The sequence below is a fragment of the Faecalimonas umbilicata genome (assembly GCF_004346095.1).
In the GTDB taxonomy this organism is placed as follows: Bacteria; Bacillota; Clostridia; order Lachnospirales; family Lachnospiraceae; genus Faecalimonas; species Faecalimonas umbilicata.
The window spans coordinates 154,465-171,444 of record NZ_SLZV01000002.1; the positions used below are offsets into that span (position 1 = coordinate 154,465).

General features: G+C 44.4%; 14 protein-coding genes and 1 riboswitch. All 14 genes read right to left on the bottom strand.

All coding sequences use genetic code 11. The features are described from left to right. Positions 1-148: 148 nt before the first annotated feature. On the bottom strand, positions 149-772 hold the full coding sequence (locus EDD74_RS01600) for an MBL fold metallo-hydrolase (protein ID WP_008976440.1): 624 nt from the start codon (positions 770-772) through the stop codon (positions 149-151). A gap of 9 nt (positions 773-781) precedes the next feature. Further along, on the bottom strand, positions 782-3,085 hold the full coding sequence (locus tag EDD74_RS01605; RefSeq protein ID WP_008976441.1) for a RelA/SpoT family protein: 2,304 nt from the start codon (positions 3,083-3,085) through the stop codon (positions 782-784). Positions 3,086-3,172: 87 nt separating this feature from the next. Continuing rightward, a complete protein-coding gene (recJ, locus tag EDD74_RS01610) occupies positions 3,173-4,888 on the bottom strand; it encodes a single-stranded-DNA-specific exonuclease RecJ (protein WP_008976442.1) in 1,716 nt (571 codons plus the stop codon). 62 nt (positions 4,889-4,950) lie between these two features. Continuing rightward, positions 4,951-7,092, bottom strand: a complete 2,142-nt coding sequence (locus tag EDD74_RS01615; protein ID WP_008976443.1) for a protein translocase subunit SecDF — start codon at positions 7,090-7,092, stop codon at positions 4,951-4,953. Positions 7,093-7,112: 20 nt separating this feature from the next. After that, positions 7,113-8,513, bottom strand: coding sequence for a thioether cross-link-forming SCIFF peptide maturase (scfB, locus tag EDD74_RS01620; protein WP_009262924.1), 1,401 nt, complete (start codon positions 8,511-8,513; stop codon positions 7,113-7,115). An 83-nt stretch (positions 8,514-8,596) separates the two neighbouring features. After that, complete coding sequence (gene scfA, locus EDD74_RS01625; RefSeq protein WP_008976445.1) at positions 8,597-8,740, bottom strand: six-cysteine ranthipeptide SCIFF; 144 nt, start codon at positions 8,738-8,740, stop codon at positions 8,597-8,599. Between the two features lie 74 nt (positions 8,741-8,814). Then, a complete protein-coding gene (locus EDD74_RS01630) occupies positions 8,815-9,189 on the bottom strand; it encodes a TIGR04086 family membrane protein (protein ID WP_116441745.1) in 375 nt (124 codons plus the stop codon). Between the two features lie 87 nt (positions 9,190-9,276). Continuing rightward, positions 9,277-9,825 carry a stage V sporulation T C-terminal domain-containing protein gene (locus EDD74_RS01635; protein ID WP_008976447.1) on the bottom strand — a complete coding sequence of 183 codons (549 nt, stop codon included), beginning with the start codon at positions 9,823-9,825 and terminating at the stop codon, positions 9,277-9,279. Positions 9,826-9,926: 101 nt separating this feature from the next. Further along, positions 9,927-10,592, bottom strand: a complete 666-nt coding sequence (thiT, locus tag EDD74_RS01640; protein ID WP_016439352.1) for an energy-coupled thiamine transporter ThiT — start codon at positions 10,590-10,592, stop codon at positions 9,927-9,929. Between the two features lie 35 nt (positions 10,593-10,627). After that, positions 10,628-10,729: riboswitch (TPP riboswitch) on the bottom strand. Between the two features lie 51 nt (positions 10,730-10,780). Further along, the gene (locus EDD74_RS01645) at positions 10,781-11,206 is read right to left on the bottom strand and encodes an NfeD family protein (protein WP_016439353.1); all 426 of its coding nucleotides are present in this window, start codon (positions 11,204-11,206) and stop codon (positions 10,781-10,783) included. A gap of 143 nt (positions 11,207-11,349) precedes the next feature. Beyond that, entirely contained in the window at positions 11,350-11,796 is a 447-nt protein-coding gene (locus EDD74_RS01650; protein ID WP_116441744.1) for a GatB/YqeY domain-containing protein, read from the bottom strand. A 28-nt stretch (positions 11,797-11,824) separates the two neighbouring features. Then, entirely contained in the window at positions 11,825-12,886 is a 1,062-nt protein-coding gene (locus tag EDD74_RS01655) for a peptidyl-prolyl cis-trans isomerase (RefSeq protein WP_016439355.1), read from the bottom strand. A 45-nt stretch (positions 12,887-12,931) separates the two neighbouring features. After that, positions 12,932-16,273 carry a transcription-repair coupling factor gene (gene mfd, locus EDD74_RS01660; protein ID WP_116441743.1) on the bottom strand — a complete coding sequence of 1,114 codons (3,342 nt, stop codon included), beginning with the start codon at positions 16,271-16,273 and terminating at the stop codon, positions 12,932-12,934. A gap of 21 nt (positions 16,274-16,294) precedes the next feature. Beyond that, the gene (pth, locus tag EDD74_RS01665; protein WP_008976453.1) at positions 16,295-16,873 is read right to left on the bottom strand and encodes an aminoacyl-tRNA hydrolase; all 579 of its coding nucleotides are present in this window, start codon (positions 16,871-16,873) and stop codon (positions 16,295-16,297) included. Positions 16,874-16,980 lie beyond the last annotated feature (107 nt).

A 16,980-nucleotide genomic window follows, 5' to 3' on the forward strand; every position in this document is an offset into this window, starting at 1 on the left:
TGCCACAGACAGCACTCCTCTTCTCTCTTACGAAGGAAGGACGGGAAAATGCTTCCCCGCCCTCAGTTACCTTACACAAAACACCTTTTCTGATCCTTGTATGATTCTGACATTTTTCTGAACAGAATTGGTTTTATCTTTTCACCACTTACGCCAGAAATGGATTTGCTGTCTTCTCTGTCTGAATAGTCGTCGCTGCCATATGCCCTGGATATACCACTGTATTTTCCGGCAGAACAAGAAGCTTCTCCTTGATAGAACGAATCAATGTCGTCTCATCCCCCGTCGGCAGATCACTCCTTCCGACGGAACACCGAAACAGTGTATCCCCGCTGAACAACATATTCTCTGTCTCCGCGTAATAACAACATCCGCCTGATGTATGTCCAGGTGTAAATAATACTTCAAATGTCACTCCTGCAGCCGCAATCTTCTGACCATCCGTCACATAGGTTGCATCCTCAAAGACGTACCCGTTTGTATAAGTCAAAGAAAGATTTGTCTTCGGATCTGCGATCAGTCCTTTCTCTGCTTCATGGACATATACCGGAACCGGATACTCCTCAAGCAATGCATCCAGCCCCATAATATGGTCAAAATGTCCATGTGTCAGAAGCACTGCCTGCGGCTTTAATCCCTCTTCTCGGAGAAATTCTGCCAACTTCTTGGAATATGCCGCCGGATCTACAATTACGGCTTCCTTCGTCTGTTCATTCCATGCAACATAACAGTTCGTACTTAATATTCCAGTTAAAAAACGTTCTACTTTCATCTCTTTTTGTTACCCCACACTACGTTCTATATCGATCACGCCTTCTAACTGACGCATCTTTTCAATCAGTCTTGCCAATTCCTCACGACCGCGCACAATAAATCCCATCTCAATGGTCGCAGTTCCCTGCTTACTAGTACGCACATTCATGGACTTGACATCAATCTTATTCTCCGTAAAGATCTTGGAAATCTCCATCAGCATTCCCTGCCGATCTGTCGCATACATCTTAATCTCTGCCATATACTGTCCATTGGATGCATCGCTTTCTGTCTGTTCCCACTCTGCATCGATCAGCCGTGCACGCTCTGCATTAGACAAGTGAAGAATATTGACACAGTCTGTGCGATGAATCGACATTCCTCTTCCTCTTGTCACAAATCCCACGATCTCATCTCCCGGCACCGGATTGCAGCACCTTGAAAAACGGACTGCAATATCATCGATTCCTTTTACGACAATTCCGCTCTTTGATTTTGCGATGTGCACTTTATGTTTGGACGCCTCTGACACTTTCTCAAGAATCGTCTCATCCGTGATCTCTTCCTTGTGATCCTTCTGATATTCCTCAGCAAGGCGATTGACAATCTGTCCCTCCTTGAGTCCTCCATGTCCCAACGCCGCAAGCACTGCATCCCAGTCTCGGAATCCATATTTCTTCTGCACAACTTGCATATATTTTGGCTTTGTCAGGTCACTCAACACGAGAGATTTTGCCTTGCAATAAGCCTGAAGCATCTCTTTTCCGCGGATGATATTCTCCTCTTTGAACTCCTTCTTAAACCACTGATTGATCTTATTCTTTGCCTGCGTACTCTTGACGATCGACAACCAGTCACGGCTCGGCCCCTTAGAATTCTGTGATGTCAGTATCTCAATGCGGTCTCCGTTCTGAATCTTGTAATCAATCGTCACAAGCTTTCCGTTGACTCTCGCCCCGACCATCTTGTTGCCGACTGCCGAGTGGATCGCATAGGCGAAATCAATCGGTGTCGAACCATTTGGAAGATTTTTCACGTCTCCGTTCGGCGTAAAGCAGTAAACATCTTCGGCAAACAGATCCAGACCGCCCTTTAACAGACTTAAAAATTCACGATTGTCCGTATTCTGCTGCCACTCGAGAATCTGCCTGAGCCAGCTTAACTTCTCCTCTTCCTGCATGGCAATATTCTTCTTGCCATCCCCGCTCTCTTTGTACTTCCAGTGTGCTGCAATACCATACTCGGCCGTCTTGTGCATCTCCTTCGTTCGGATCTGGATCTCAAACGGCTGTCCTGCAGGTCCCATCAGCGTTGTATGTAAAGACTGGTACATATTTGCCTTTGGCATCGCAATATAATCTTTAAATCTTCCCGGAATCGGTGTGTACATCTCATGTATCACACCAAGCGCGGCATAACAATCCTTCACCGTATCTACGATGATGCGGACCGCAAACAGATCATAGACCTGATCTACTGTCTTATCCTGATTGACCATCTTTTTATAGATACTGAAGAAATGCTTCACTCTGCCATAGACTTCTGCCTGAATGTCCGCATTCTTCATATGGCTTGCCACCTCATCTACAATCTGCTGTACAAATTCCTCCCGCTCTGTCTTCCGGTCATTAATCTGCTTCACAAGATCATAGAACACTTCCGGCTGATAGTACTTCAGCGCCAGATCGTCCAGTTCTTTCTTGATTTTAGAAATTCCAAGTCTCTGTGCGATCGGAGCGTAGATATCCATCGTCTCTCTCGCCTTCTCCTTCTGCTTGTGCGGTGGCCAGAACTGTGCCGTACGCATATTATGCAGACGGTCTGCCAGCTTCACGATGATCACACGGATATCCTTGGACATCGCAAGAAACATCTTCCTTAAGTTCTCTGCCTGAAGTTCCATCTTATCGACATCTTTTGAATAAGATAACTGTCCAAGCTTTGTGACCCCCTCCACAAGAAGTGCTACCTCCGCGCCGAATTCCCTCTCAATATCATCCCTCGTCATGATCGTATCTTCCACAGCATCATGCAAAATTCCTGCAACGATCGTCTCTTTATCCATCTCAAGCTCTGCCAGAATGATTCCTACCCAAAGTGGATGGATGATGTAAGGCTCTCCGGACTTCCTCTTCTGTCCTTCGTGAGCCTGCTTTGCAATCCGGTATGCCTTCTCGATCATAGAGATATCTGCCGATGGATGATACTCTCTTATCCTCTTGATTAATGACTGGTACAACAGTTCGGGATCTTGATAGTCTTCCGGCTCCTTAACTGCGTGGCCGTCCACCATTTTAAATTCTTTTGGTCTGATTTCCAGTGTTTCTGACATCTCGATCCCTCCTTCTCCTTTGCTTCAAACGATATTGTTTAGTATATCACTTTTTTTGCTTTGAAACAACATTTATATCATATCGAATCACCTGTAATTTTGTATCACGATCTGAAGTGTCTTCTGTCCACGGAATTCATTGACCGATGGATAATACGTCGCTGTGATTTTTCCCCCTGCTCTCCTGATTTTTTCCAGACATTCCTGTGCCTCTCCAAAATAAATCGCATCCATCACCGTTCCTCCCAAGTCTTTCACTTGCATCTTCAGCACATTCTGATTTTTTCCTAGGATCCGGCTATTTAGGACAAGCATATCTTTTTCTACAAAAACCGGTTTCGTATTTCCTTTTCCAAACGGTTCCAGAAGTTCCAGTTCCTCTACCAGTTCCTCTGTCACATATCGGAGTGGCATCTGCATGTCGATCGATACTTTCTCACAGAAATCTTCTTCTGTCAGCACTGTTTTCTCATTCAGTTGTCTGCGAAATACTTCGATATTCTCTTCCGGAAGCGATAATCCTGCTGCCATCTTATGTCCTCCAAACTTGGTAAACAAAGCTTTGCACTTACTCATCTCCTCGTACATATCATAATTCTCGATCGACCTGCCAGAGCCCTTTGCTCCCTGTTCTGCTTTTGTAAGAATAAATACCGGCTTGTGATACCGTTCTCTGATCCGTCCGGCAATGATTCCGGCCAGACTTTCATGGCAGTCCGGAAGAAAAATCACAAGCACTTTGTCTTCCTGAAGCGCTGTTGTCTCTACCATCTTCACCGCCTCCTCGACCCCTGCCTGTGTCATTTCTTTTCGGCTGTCATTCAATGCTTTTAGATCCCCCGCAAGCAGATCTGCCTCCCTCCGGCTAGAGGCTCGCAAAAGTTCCAATGCCCGTTTCGCCGTGTCAAGCCTTCCTCCCGCATTCAGGCATGGTCCGATGACAAATCCAATATGATATGCAGACAAATGTGCCCGGTCAACGCCGGTGCATTCGATCAACGCATCCAGTCCATAGTTTTTTGTACACTTTAGCATCTCCAGTCCTTGCTTTACAAAAATGCGGTTTTCTCCGACAAGATCCATCACATCCCCTACCGTCGCAATCGCCACATTTTCCATCAGATAATCTACGTCTTCCACGTCCTGCCCCATCACATTGAAGAGTGTTTCTACCAGCTTATAAGCCACTGCCGCACCACATAGGGAAGAGAACGGATATTCACAGTCGATCCGCTTCGGATCAACGACCGCATCTGCCGGTGGAAGTTCATACACTTTTTCCCCATTTTTTTCTTCATATGGGATTTCATGATGGTCCGTGACAATGATCGTCATCCCCATCTTCTTCGCATAGGCAATCTCTTCTGCCGCCGCAATTCCATTGTCACAAGTGATGATTGTGTCGATCCCCGCCTCCAGCGCACGGTTGATCAATTCCTGATTCAGTCCATATCCATCTTTCATACGATCCGGGATGTCGCTGTCCACAACTCCACCAAGCTTTTCTATTCCTTCCAAAAGGATATATGTTGCATTCACCCCGTCAATATCATAATCCCCAATCACCCGGATCGGCTTTTTCTCCCGGATCTTCTCACTTAAAATTTCCACTGCACGGTCCATATCTTTCATCAGAATTCCATCGTGGAGTTCTGCGATCGTTCCGTTTAAATAAAGTCTGATCTCTTCCTCATCCGTGATCTCCCGGTTCCGGATCAGTCTTGCGAGAATGGGGCTGATGTGAAATTTCTGTGCAATTTCCTGAAACGGTGCACCCTTCCGCATAATAAACCATTTTTCCATCATATACCTCATCGAAAAACAGGGGCAGAAGAACCTCCTCGTTCTCCCGCCCCTGTCTTTTTCTATTTTTTCTTCTGAATCTTTGTCCTCATAATGTACCAAAGTGCACCTGTGATCGTAATTGAAGAGAAAGTTCCTCCTACGATTCCAACCATCAGTGGTGCCGCAAATTCTTTCACAGAGCTTACTCCGAGAATAAAGAGAATTACAACCATAACAAAAGTTGTAAAGTTCGTATAGATACTTCTTGTCAGTGTCTCAGAAATACAGCGGTTGACAAGTGTCGCCAAATCTTCATTACGTTTTTGCACTTTCAATTCCTCACGGATACGGTCGAAGATAACGATCGTCGAGTTGATCGAATATCCGACCATTGTCAAAATACATGCGATAAATGTATTTCCGACAGAAATTCTTGCCACTCCATAGAAAACTACAACAAACAGTACGTCATTTAACAATGCGATGACTGCACTTGTTGCAAAGCGCACATCTTTAAAGCGGAACCAAATATACAGAAGCATGCAGGCTGTCGCGATTAAAAGCGCAACAACTGCGTCGCTTCTCATCTCGGAACTTACGGTAGAGCTGATATTCTCAGAAGTGATCAGACTTTCGTCCACATCAAAATTGTCTACCATTGCTTTATTAAATGCTTCACGCTCCTCTAAGTCAAGACTTCTCGTTTTGATAATGACCGCATTGGAACCATCAACTTTTTGTGTCTGCACATTTGCATCTTTTGTAATCTTCTCAACAACCGGAACCACTTTGGAATCAATCTCTTTGATTGAGTAATCCTCATTGAATGTCACATTTGTGGAAGTACCGCCCATAAATTCCAGGCTGTACTTAAATGCCCCCTGCCCTTTTGCTGCATGGTATCCCATGATTCCAAGTCCGCCGAGGATGATCACTCCGGAGATAGCAAAGCAGACTGCTTTCTTTCCGAGGAAGTTACGAACTTTCGTTGTCTTCTTCGCTCCATAAAACTTCACATCTCGGAAACCAATCGCATACAGCGAGAAGATAATGATTCTTGTAATGAACAGTGCCGTAAACATGGACACAACTACACCAAGTGCAAGTGTCTGTGCAAAACCTTTGACACTTCCTGTTCCTTTTAATCCAAGTACCAGTGCTGCGATCAATGTTGTGATATTTCCATCAATGATTGCAGACAATGCTTTCTGAAATCCGATGCGAAGCGCTGATTTCACAGCCCTTCCTGCTGCCAGTTCTTCTCTGACTCTCGCAAAAATAATGACATTTGCATCGACCGCCATACCGATAGACAGCACGATACCAGCGATACCCGGCAGAGTCAATGTGATATTAAATGCATTTAAAAGTACCAGTGTCAGTCCTGTGTAAATGATCAGAGCAATGCTGGATGCAAATCCCGGAAGCAGATAGACAATACACATAAATACAAGCACGATCGCAAGTCCGATCGCTCCTGCAAGAAGACTTGTGCTGATTGCCTCTTCTCCGAGCTGCGCTCCGACTACATTAGAGCGAAGTTCTTCCAGTTCCAGCTGAAGTCCTCCGATACGGATTGTAGATGCCAGATTTTCTGCCTCTTCATAGGAAGCCATTCCGTCTATATAGGCCTGTCCGCCATCAATCTCAGACTGTACAACCGGATTGCTGATCGTCTTTCCATCATAGACGATCGCAATCTGTTTTCCAAGATTTTCCGCTGTCGCCTTGGCAAATTTATCTGTACCGTCCTTTGTGAGGATCAGTTCCACGATATATTCTTTATTGTTCATCTCATCCTGCGTTGTCTTTGCAGAAGCTGTTTTCACATCCGTTCCTTCTAAGACAACGTTTCCTTCTGAATCCTGGAATACCAATGACCCCGGTTTTCCAAGCTCATCGAGAATCTTATTTGCATCTGTCACACCCGGAATCTCAATGTTGATCCGATCGTCACCTTCCTGGTAAACTGTCGCCTCTGTGCTATACTGCTCCACACGCTTTTGAAGCTTGTAGATTGTATCACTCATCTGCTCTGAAGTAGGATTTTTATCCTTCGCCTGATAGGTAATACTCACACCACCGGCAAGGTCCAGCCCCAGTGTGATGTTCTTTGCAGAACCAATCTTTCCCTTTCCGAATCCGACGATTGTCGTAAATCCGAGCAAAACGATCAGAAGTGTAGTCGCAATCAGGCTCCATACTCCTCTTGATTTTTTCATGTCCTGTTACCTTCTTTCCCTTACTCTGCCAATGCTGCCTTCATCATGATCGCGCATTCTACACGCTTTCTTTCCATCTCGCATCCGATGTCATATGTGTCATGGATCGATCCGTGGAACTTCTGAGAGTTCGCCATACAACCACCGCTGCAGTAGAACTTCGCAAAACAATTCTTACATTTTTCCTTGGAGTATACACTACATCCCCGGAATTCCTCTGCGATCTCCGGCTTCACAATTCCGTCATCTACATTTCCCATTAGGAACTCTTCTTCTCCTACAAACTGATGACAAGGGTAAAGATCTCCCCAAGGCGTCACTGCAAGATACTCTGTGCCTGAACCACATCCGGACAATCTCTTTGCAACGCACGGACCACCGTCGAGATCGATCATGAAGTGGAAGAAATTCACTCCTTTTCCTTCCTTCTCTCTCTCTACAAGTGCTTTTGCAAGTGCATCGTACTCTTCAAAGATCTTTGGAAGGTCCTCTTTTTTAATAGAATAGAAATCTGAATCTTCCCCTACGACCGGTTCAATAGAGATCTGCTTGAAACCAAGATCTGCAAAATGCAGCACATCTTTAGAAAAATCAAGGTTATCTCTTGTAAATGTCCCACGCACATAGTATTTCTCTTGATTTCTGCTATCTGCAAGCTTCTGGAATTTCGGCACGATCAGATCATAACTTCCCTTTCCATTGCGGAACGGACGCATCTTATCGTTGACTTCCTTTCTTCCATCAAGACTTAAGACAACATTGTCCATCTCTTTGTTGACAAATTCCTGTACCTCATCATTTAAAAGTACACCGTTTGTTGTGATCGTAAAACGGAAATTTTTGTTATGTATCTTTTCCTGCTCACGTCCGTATGCCACCAGGTCTTTGACAACCTGCCAGTTCATCAAAGGCTCTCCTCCAAAGAAGTCTACTTCCAGATTTCTTCTGTTTCCAGAGTTTGCGATCAGGAAATCCAGCGCTTTCTTTCCAACTTCATAGGACATCAGCGCTCTTCTTCCATGATATTCTCCTTCTTCTGCAAAACAATATTTGCAGGCAAGATTACAGTCATGTGCGATGTGCATACAGAGCGCCTTTACCACTGTCTTTCTCTGCTTCACTTCCCCGATATACTGTTCATAAATATCTTTTGTAAACAACTGACCTGCTTCTGTCAGTTCCACGATATCTCCATAGGCATCTTTCAGATCACTCTCTGCATATTTTGCTGAAAGCTTCTCCAAAAGCCCTGCTGCTGTTTCTTCTTTTTTTAATTCTTCCACAGGATTTTCTGCCTGATCTATTCCCATTGTATCCAGCGCCTGAATGACATCATAGCAAAGTTCATCCACAACATGAACGGAACCGCTGTTGACATCCAGCACGATGTGATACCCATTATTTACATACTGATGAATCACTTGTGTTCTGCTCCTTTCTTCTTAACGCAAAGACAAAGCAGCGACCGAAGCCGCTGCCTGATCTCAATCTGTGCGATGTTAGCTTATTTCTTTTGTTCGCAAGTTTGATTTCCAACTGTGCAAGATGTCTTACATGCTGACTGACAAGATGTCTGGCATTCTCCACATCCGCCTTTTTTCATTGTATTGTTTAATGTCTGAGTATTTAATGTTTTAATGTGCTTCATCTTACATTCCTCCTTAAATTAGCATTAACTTAGCTTATTATATCACATGCATGTAAGATTTAAAAGACTTTCTTTTAAGAAATCATTCCACCCGCCATTCCACCTGCCGCACAGAGCAGGAACGACGTCAAAATATTCGTCCCATTTCCTTGTAAGGTACGATAAATCCCAAAGGAAATCAAAAGCAATAACCCGAAATATAAAATTCCGACCACAAGTCCCCACAAAAATTTTCTCATTTTGGAAAGCTTCCCGATCACAAGTCCGCCCACAAATGTGGACAGCACATAGATCGCTGTAATCCCCGCCGTCACCTTTTCCTCACTGAACTCCATCTTGTATACAAGCAGCGTCAGCAGCAAAAGAAGTAAGCCGGTCACAACGTAAGCTGCCATCAGCGCCTTTAACACCCATGTGACTTTCATTTCCTGTCTGATTGTCTTCTCCATTGTCGTCCCTCCCAGATTTCAAGCGTATTTGCACCAAATAATAAGTACACTCTAATCTATGCCCGTCCACAATGTTTTATGACCATCTTAAAATTCCATCTGTTTCCCGAGAAAAGCTGCCGCTGCAAGTGCAAGCTTTTCTGCTCCATCTTCCGTCCTCTTTGTTTCCTCTTTCATCAAAAGTACAACCGCACCGATCACATCTCCCTCCGCCACAATCGGACTGATGATTTCCTCCGTAAAGACTGCGCTCTGTCCTTCTGTTAATAAAACAAATCCTTTCTCCCCTCTGGCTGCACATCTCTCCTTTCTGTCACTTAGACAGGTCTGAAATGCCTCACTGACTCGTTTCCCCGCAAATTCTTTTTTCCCATTTCCCGCCGCTGCGACTACCGTCTCATGATCGGTGATGCAGACAGTACATTTTGCTACCTGGGCAAGACTTTCCGCATACTGTATGGCAAGCGGTGTCATTTCTCCGACTGGAGAATACTTTTTTAAAATGACACCTCCCTCTCGATCGGTAAAGATTTCAAGTGGATCTCCTTCATGAATCCTGAGTGTCCGTCGGATTTCCTTTGGGATTACAACCCTCCCGAGATCATCAATTCTTCTTACGACTCCTGTTGCTTTCATATAAAAAATTCCTCCATTTTACTTTGTTTTCCATTTCTGGAAATAGTATCTGTAAAATGAAGGAATTTATGACATTTTTATTTTTAATTCTATCCGATTGATTAGTTGACCGCTGTTATCTTCACTTTCTTCATCGCTTTGGAGACTGCCGGAATCGATAAAACGAGAACTGTAAGCGCTGCCTCCGCAAAAATATAACATCCGTTATATACAAGCGAATATGGAAGCGCCGCCCAACCGTCCCACGCATATTCTCCAAAAAAGAGCCATCCGGAAATTACCGCAAATACATATCTTGCAAGAACGCCACACAAGTATCCTTTTACAAGACCATGTTTGGATTTGCTGAAACATCCTGAAAGTCCGAGTGCCCCGAATGCGAGCGGATAATCTACAAGTACTTGAAGCGGGAAATAAATATATGGTTCGATCAGAAGCTGAAGTACCCCGTATGCCGCCCCAGTCAGCATCCCCGTCGCCGGTCCATATAAATAGCCAACAAAACAGATAAACAACATGCTGAATAATGTTACCGATCCACCAAATGGAAAAGAATAAATCTTTAACATCGATGTCACCATCGCAAGTGCAACTGCCATCGCACATACGACAAGCTGTTTTGTTCCAATTTTCTTTTTTTCTTTCTTCTCCCGTTTTGCAAACAGCGCAGCTACAACGATCAACGCCACAAGAATCACAGCAACTGCCACATAACCTGCCGTTGTCAGACTGTATGCCCCATCTGCTTTTGTTACAAAAAATGACATAAAAAAACCTCCTTTATTATTTTTTTACAGGAGGAACCATTCTGGTACTGCTTCCTTCCGCCGGTACTAACCGGTTCAAGTAGTGAGGGTCATCACGCAATGTGATTTCTCAGCCCTGGGCTCCCCTAGCAAAATGCTATATGAAATTTGTCATTTCATATAGCATTGTACCATACTTTCTTTTTTTGTCAAATTTTCTTTACGATCAGCTTTACACCCTCGACCCTGAGTACCTCTCCGAAATCGCCCGGTTCCAGAATGTCTCCATCTGCTTCCGCTCTGACCGTCCATTCCTGTCCGTTGACGACTGCTTTCCCCGTCTGACTCAAATTATCTACCCGCTCTGTCATCTTAATCTTCTGTCCGATCAGACTCTCATAGTTTGTCTTCACTGATTTCGCATTCAAATATTTCTGCGCCCAAGGTCTCGTAAAATATAACAGTATAAAAGTCACGATTAGAAAAGCTGCGATCTGCCATACGATTCCAAGTCCAAGAAGTTCTACCACCAGTGCCGCCAGTGCACCTCCTGCAAGCCAGATGGAAGTCAGTCCTACTGTGGCGATCTCAACGATCAGAAAAATCACAATCAACGCCAACCATACAATGCTCATCATATACCTCCGCCCTTTCTCCTTTTTGTTACCTCTATACTATATCAGCCGTTGCAATTAAACAATCTTTTTTTACATCTTTTTCAGAACTTTTTTAGCACATTCTCTCATCGCTTTTTCGGGAGATCTTCCGTTTTCCCGAACTAGTTCAGAAAAGACAGTACGATGTCATTTACAAGCTTTCCATCTGCCTTTCCTTTTACTTTCGGCATCAGTTCTTTCATAATCTTTCCTTTGTCTTTTACTGTCGGTGTCTCCAGCGCCAGAGAAGCAAGCACCTCTTTGATCACTCCGCGGATTTCTTCTTCTGACATCATCTTTGGTGCAAACTGTTCCAACACTGCAATTCTCTTCTGGCATTCTTCCACAATGTCACTTCGGTCTGCCGGTGCAAGTTCCAACGTCTCTTTTGTCTGCTTGATCTCTTTTAGGATAACCTGTGTCTCTTCTTCCGGTGTCAGATCTCCTTTTTTGTCAATCGCCTTATTCTTCAGCGCAGATAAAAGCAGTGATAAGGACTCCTTCGTCTCCTTGTCCCCTGCCTTCATCGCACTTACCATCGCACTTCTTACTTCTTCAATCTTACTCATCAAATCTCCTCCATTCTCCTATTTTCGATTATTCCTGGTCACTTTTATCTGTGTCAGATCCTTCTGCATATGGAATCTCTTCCTGCTGTTTCATCTTAATCCCTTTTTTCTCGAAACTGATCTTATCCCATACCTTTTCATTGACTTCAATCTTTACATCTTTTTTCCACTCTTCGCACAGATCTTTGTACTGTTTTTCCTTTCGCTCTTCTGCGATAGATTCTTTTTCTGCATCGGTCGCTTCCCGGTCAAGAAGGCTTGTCACTTTCAACACATAGTAGCCACTGTCCGTCTCGATCACTTCTGAGACTTCCCCTTCGCCAAGTTTATTCGCCTTCGTCATCAATCCCTCGTCCGGAGTTGTCGTCTCTTCGTCAAAAGTCATTGTCTTTACTTCCAGTTCCTTCTCCTTTGCAGTCTTTGCAAAGTCAGCCCCTTCCTTAACTGCTTTCTGGAATGCTTCTGCCTTTTTCTTTGCCTCTGCCTTTTCTTCCTCGGTCATCTGCTCTGTGCTTCCGTCTTCTTTTGTCTTTGTCAGAGAAAGGTTGACATACTGCATACTCTTTTGTGCCGCCTCTTCATCAGACACTTCTGTATCCACATCTGCGACCATCGCCTTCTGCATCTTCTCTTGAATCGTCACAAGTGTCAGCATCCGCTCTACATTTTCTGTTGTTCCGGAAACAGCTTCCTTTTCTTCCAGTCCGTTTGCCTCATCAAACGCTTTTGCTGCCTCACTGATCTTCTTCTTTTCCTCCTCGGTGATCTCGACTTTGTAATCGCCCATATGGTCTTCGAGTACATACATATTTTCCAGTGTCTCTAAGATCTGATTTTTCACCGTCTCCTCATAGGATTTCCCTTTGGAAATCTCTGTAGACCACATGTCCTCTCCCATCACTCCTGAGTAGTATGTTTCATATTCTGCCTGCTGATAGCGCGCAAAAAAATTGGCAACACCTACAGTCACTTTTTCTCCACCAATCGTAACTACCACATCGCTGTCTTTGACAGACCCGCAGCCGGCAGCGGAAACTGCCAGTGCTGCTGTCACAGCAAGCGCTGCCGCTTTTTTTCCTGTCCTTCTCATAATTGCCCTCCTTCGTGTTTCTAACTCTCTCATTATACTCTCTGACTATGATTCTAGCAATGTTTTCATATCAATTAACACTTTTTTCACAACTTCAATTGGATCTTCCTCTTTGCCTTTTCGGTTTCTGTTCTTCTTATGATAGAGGAAATATGGGGGCGTATCCATTTTGAAATGCAACTCTTCTTTGTACAGTTCCAAAAGCTTCGGAATTTTTTCTGTCCGAATTCTGGCATGCTCAAACATGGTAAATCGATACTCTTCTCCCTTTTGTTCTACTGCTGTAATATACAGTCGGTGTGCCATCGCTTTCAGGTTCGCAATCGCCAGAAGCTTTTGAACTTTTCTTGGAATATCTCCAAAGCGATCGATCAGTTCCTCGATCATATCATCCATCTCTTCCTCTGTCTCAATTCCTGCGATCCGCTTATAGATATCCAGCTTCTGATATTCATTCGGAATATACGATGCAGGAATATATGCATCCACATTTAGGTCAACCGTTGTCGTATATGGTTCTTCCTCTACTTCGCCCTTCAGATGCTTCACTGCCTCATTTAACATTTTACAGTACAGATCGTATCCAACCGCTTCCATATGTCCATGTTGCTCTGCCCCAAGAAGATTTCCCGCTCCTCGTATTTCCAAATCTCTCATGGCAATCTTAAATCCAGAACCGAGGTCTGTAAATTCACGGATCGCGGACAACCTTTTTTCTGCCACTTCTTTTAACAGCTTATCTCTCTTATAGAGCAAAAAAGCATATGCCATCCGGTTTGACCGCCCGACACGCCCGCGAAGCTGGTACAGCTGAGAAAGTCCAAGCCGGTCTGCATCGTGTATGATCATCGTATTTGCGTTGGAAATATCAAGCCCGGTCTCAATGATCGTCGTCGAGATCAATACATCGATCTCTCCGTTGATAAAATCATACATGATCCGCTCCAGCTGATGTTCCCTCATCTGTCCATGTGCAAATGCCACATTTGCCTCAGGCACAAGTTTCTGAATCCGGTCTGCGACTTCATCGATGTCCTGCACCCGGTTGTACACATAATACACCTGTCCATCTCTTGCGAGTTCCCGCTCGATCGCCTCACGTACCATCTCGTCATTGTACTCCATGACATATGTCTGGATCGGCATTCGGTCCATCGGAGGCTCTTCTAACACACTCATATCACGGATTCCGATCAGACTCATGTGAAGCGTTCTCGGAATCGGAGTTGCTGTCAGTGTCAGCACATCTACATTTTCTTTCATCTGCTTGATTTTCTCTTTGTGCTGTACCCCAAACCGCTGCTCCTCATCGATGATCAACAGGCCAAGATCCTTAAATTTCAGATCATCCGAAAGTACGCGGTGCGTCCCGATCACAATATCTACAAGACCTTTCCTCACATCATCGATTGTCTTTCTTTGCTGTGCCGGAGTACGGAATCTGCACAGCAGGTCTACTCTCACCGGAAAATCCTTCATCCGCTGTACAAACGTATTATAATGCTGCTGGGCAAGCACCGTCGTCGGAACGAGGTACACCACCTGCTTACTTTCCTGCACTGCCTTAAACGCGGCGCGGACTGCCACTTCTGTCTTCCCATATCCGACATCCCCGCAGATTAAGCGGTCCATGATCTTCTTGCTTTCCATATCTTTTTTAGTTGCCTCGATCGCATTTAACTGATCATCGGTCTCCTCAAACGGAAACATTTCCTCAAACTCACGCTGCCAAATAGTATCTTCTCCGTAGACATACCCTTCTTCCTTCTGTCTTGCTGCGTACAATTCCACAAGTTCCTTTGCGATTTCTTTGACTGCCCCGCGGACTCTCGTCTTCGTCTTCGCCCATTCCTGTCCCCCGAGCTTATTCAGCTTAGGTCTTTTTGCATCGGCACTTGCATATTTCTGGATCAGTTCCAGCTGTGTCGCAAGAATGTAAAGATTCCCTCCATCTGCATAAGAAATCTTCATATAATCTTTTGCAACTTTATCGACTTCAATCTTCTCAATTCCCTGATAGATTCCAAGTCCGTGATTCTCATGAACGACATAATCTCCGACCTTCAGATCCGAGAAGCTCTGGATTTTCTGTCCTTCATAAGTTTTCCGTTTCTTTTTCTTCTTTTTCTTTCCAAAAATATCTGTCTCCGAGATTACAATAAACTTTAACAGTGGATACTCGTATCCCTCATCTACATGCCCATAGGCGACCATGATCTCTCCCGGCTGCACTTCCCGATCCATCTCTTCACTGTAAAAGCTGCTCAAACTATAATCTCTCAAGTCTTCTGCCAGACGCTTTGCTCTCGTCCTGGATCCAGATAGAAGGATCACTCTGTAGCCGCTCCGTTTCAGCCGCGCCAGATCCCTCGTAAGTGTCTCAAAACTATTGTTGTACGGATTCACTCCCTTTACCTGAAGGTGAATACTTTTCTTTACATGAAACAAATTTCTTTTTCCTTCCAGAATCGACAGCCCGATTCCCGGATACTGATTCATCTTCGATGCAATCTCCTTCGGTGCAAACAGCTTCACTTCTTCGTCTGACACTTCACACCCGGTCTCCACACGCTTCTTCATACTCTCGATAAATTCTGCTTCGACTGCTTCCCCCTGCTCTATCAGCCGTGCCGGCTCCTCCAAAAATAAAAGAGTATCTTCTCGCGGAAAGTAGTCTAGAAATGAAACGCGCTTTGTCTTCTCATCCATGAACTCGGACGCCGGATAGATTGTAATCTCTTCTAGATTTTCAATCGATCTCTGACTCTCCACGTCAAATGTGCGGATCGAATCAATCTCATCATCCCAAAGTTCTATGCGGACCGGAACCTCCTCAGTGAGCGGGTAGACATCTAAGATTCCCCCACGCACCGCAAACTGTCCCGGCCCTTCAATCTGCACTTCCCTTTCATATCCAAGAAGCGCCAGATCTTTCTGAACTTTCTCAAAATCAATAATATCTCCTACCTTCAGAGAAAAAATTCTCTCCCGGATCGTCTCAATCGGCAAAAGAGAATCCATAAACGCATCAAATGTTGTGATGACTGTACACCCTTCCCCAAGGAGAAGTGCCTGAATTGTTTCCATCCTGCTGCTGACAAGCTGTTTTCCTCGCAAATCTGCATGATAAAACAGCAAATCTTTTGCGGGATATAAATATACAGTCTCCTTTAAGAAACGATACTCCTCATACATCTGCTTTGCTTTTGATTCTCCGGAAGTTACAATCAACTTATACTTGCAGTCGCTGCCAAGTGCACAGGTCAGATGTGTCTTCTGTGAACCGACACATCCTGTAATCTGAATCAATCCTACTTCTTTTTTCTTTTCGTTCTGAATCTCTTCAATCTCTGCCAGTTCCCTCAAAGGCTCCAAAAGAGCTTCCATACACACCTACTCCTTTCATTTTTATACCGTCGTCTGCTTTTTGTTATACTGGTTCATCGCAGCATCAATTTCTCCTGCAAGAATCAGACGGACAGCCTCTGTCGCACGATCATACCCTTCTTCCATCTGCGCTCTCTCTGCCTTGGAAAAGTGTCCCAGCACATAATCTGCCAGATCGTAATTCTTTGGCTTCTCCCCAACTCCTACTTTGATCCTCGGAAATACCTGTGTGCCGAGATGTGCGATAATATTCTTAATTCCGTTGTGTCCTCCCGCACTTCCTTTCTTCCGAATTCGAAGTTGTCCGACATCCAGGCTGATGTCATCGTAAATCACAAGAACTTCCTCTTCTGCATCCACTTTGTAATAGTCTACAAGTTCCCTCACACTCTCTCCACTCAGATTCATATAGGTCTGCGGTTTTACGAGGATCACTTTCTGACCATCGATCATACCTTTCCCGATATATGCCTTGTGTTTCTTTGTATCCACAGCTATATTATATTTCTCTCCCAGTCGGTCTATCACATCAAATCCGACATTATGTCTTGTTCCTTCGTACTGTGCTGTCGGATTTCCTAATCCAATAATAATATACATACATTGTCACCTCCGTTCCCATTTTACAGGATACGCCCCTGTTTGTCACGCATATTTCCTTCTGCCGTATCATAAAGTATATTAAAACAATTATTTCATAGTTCTTT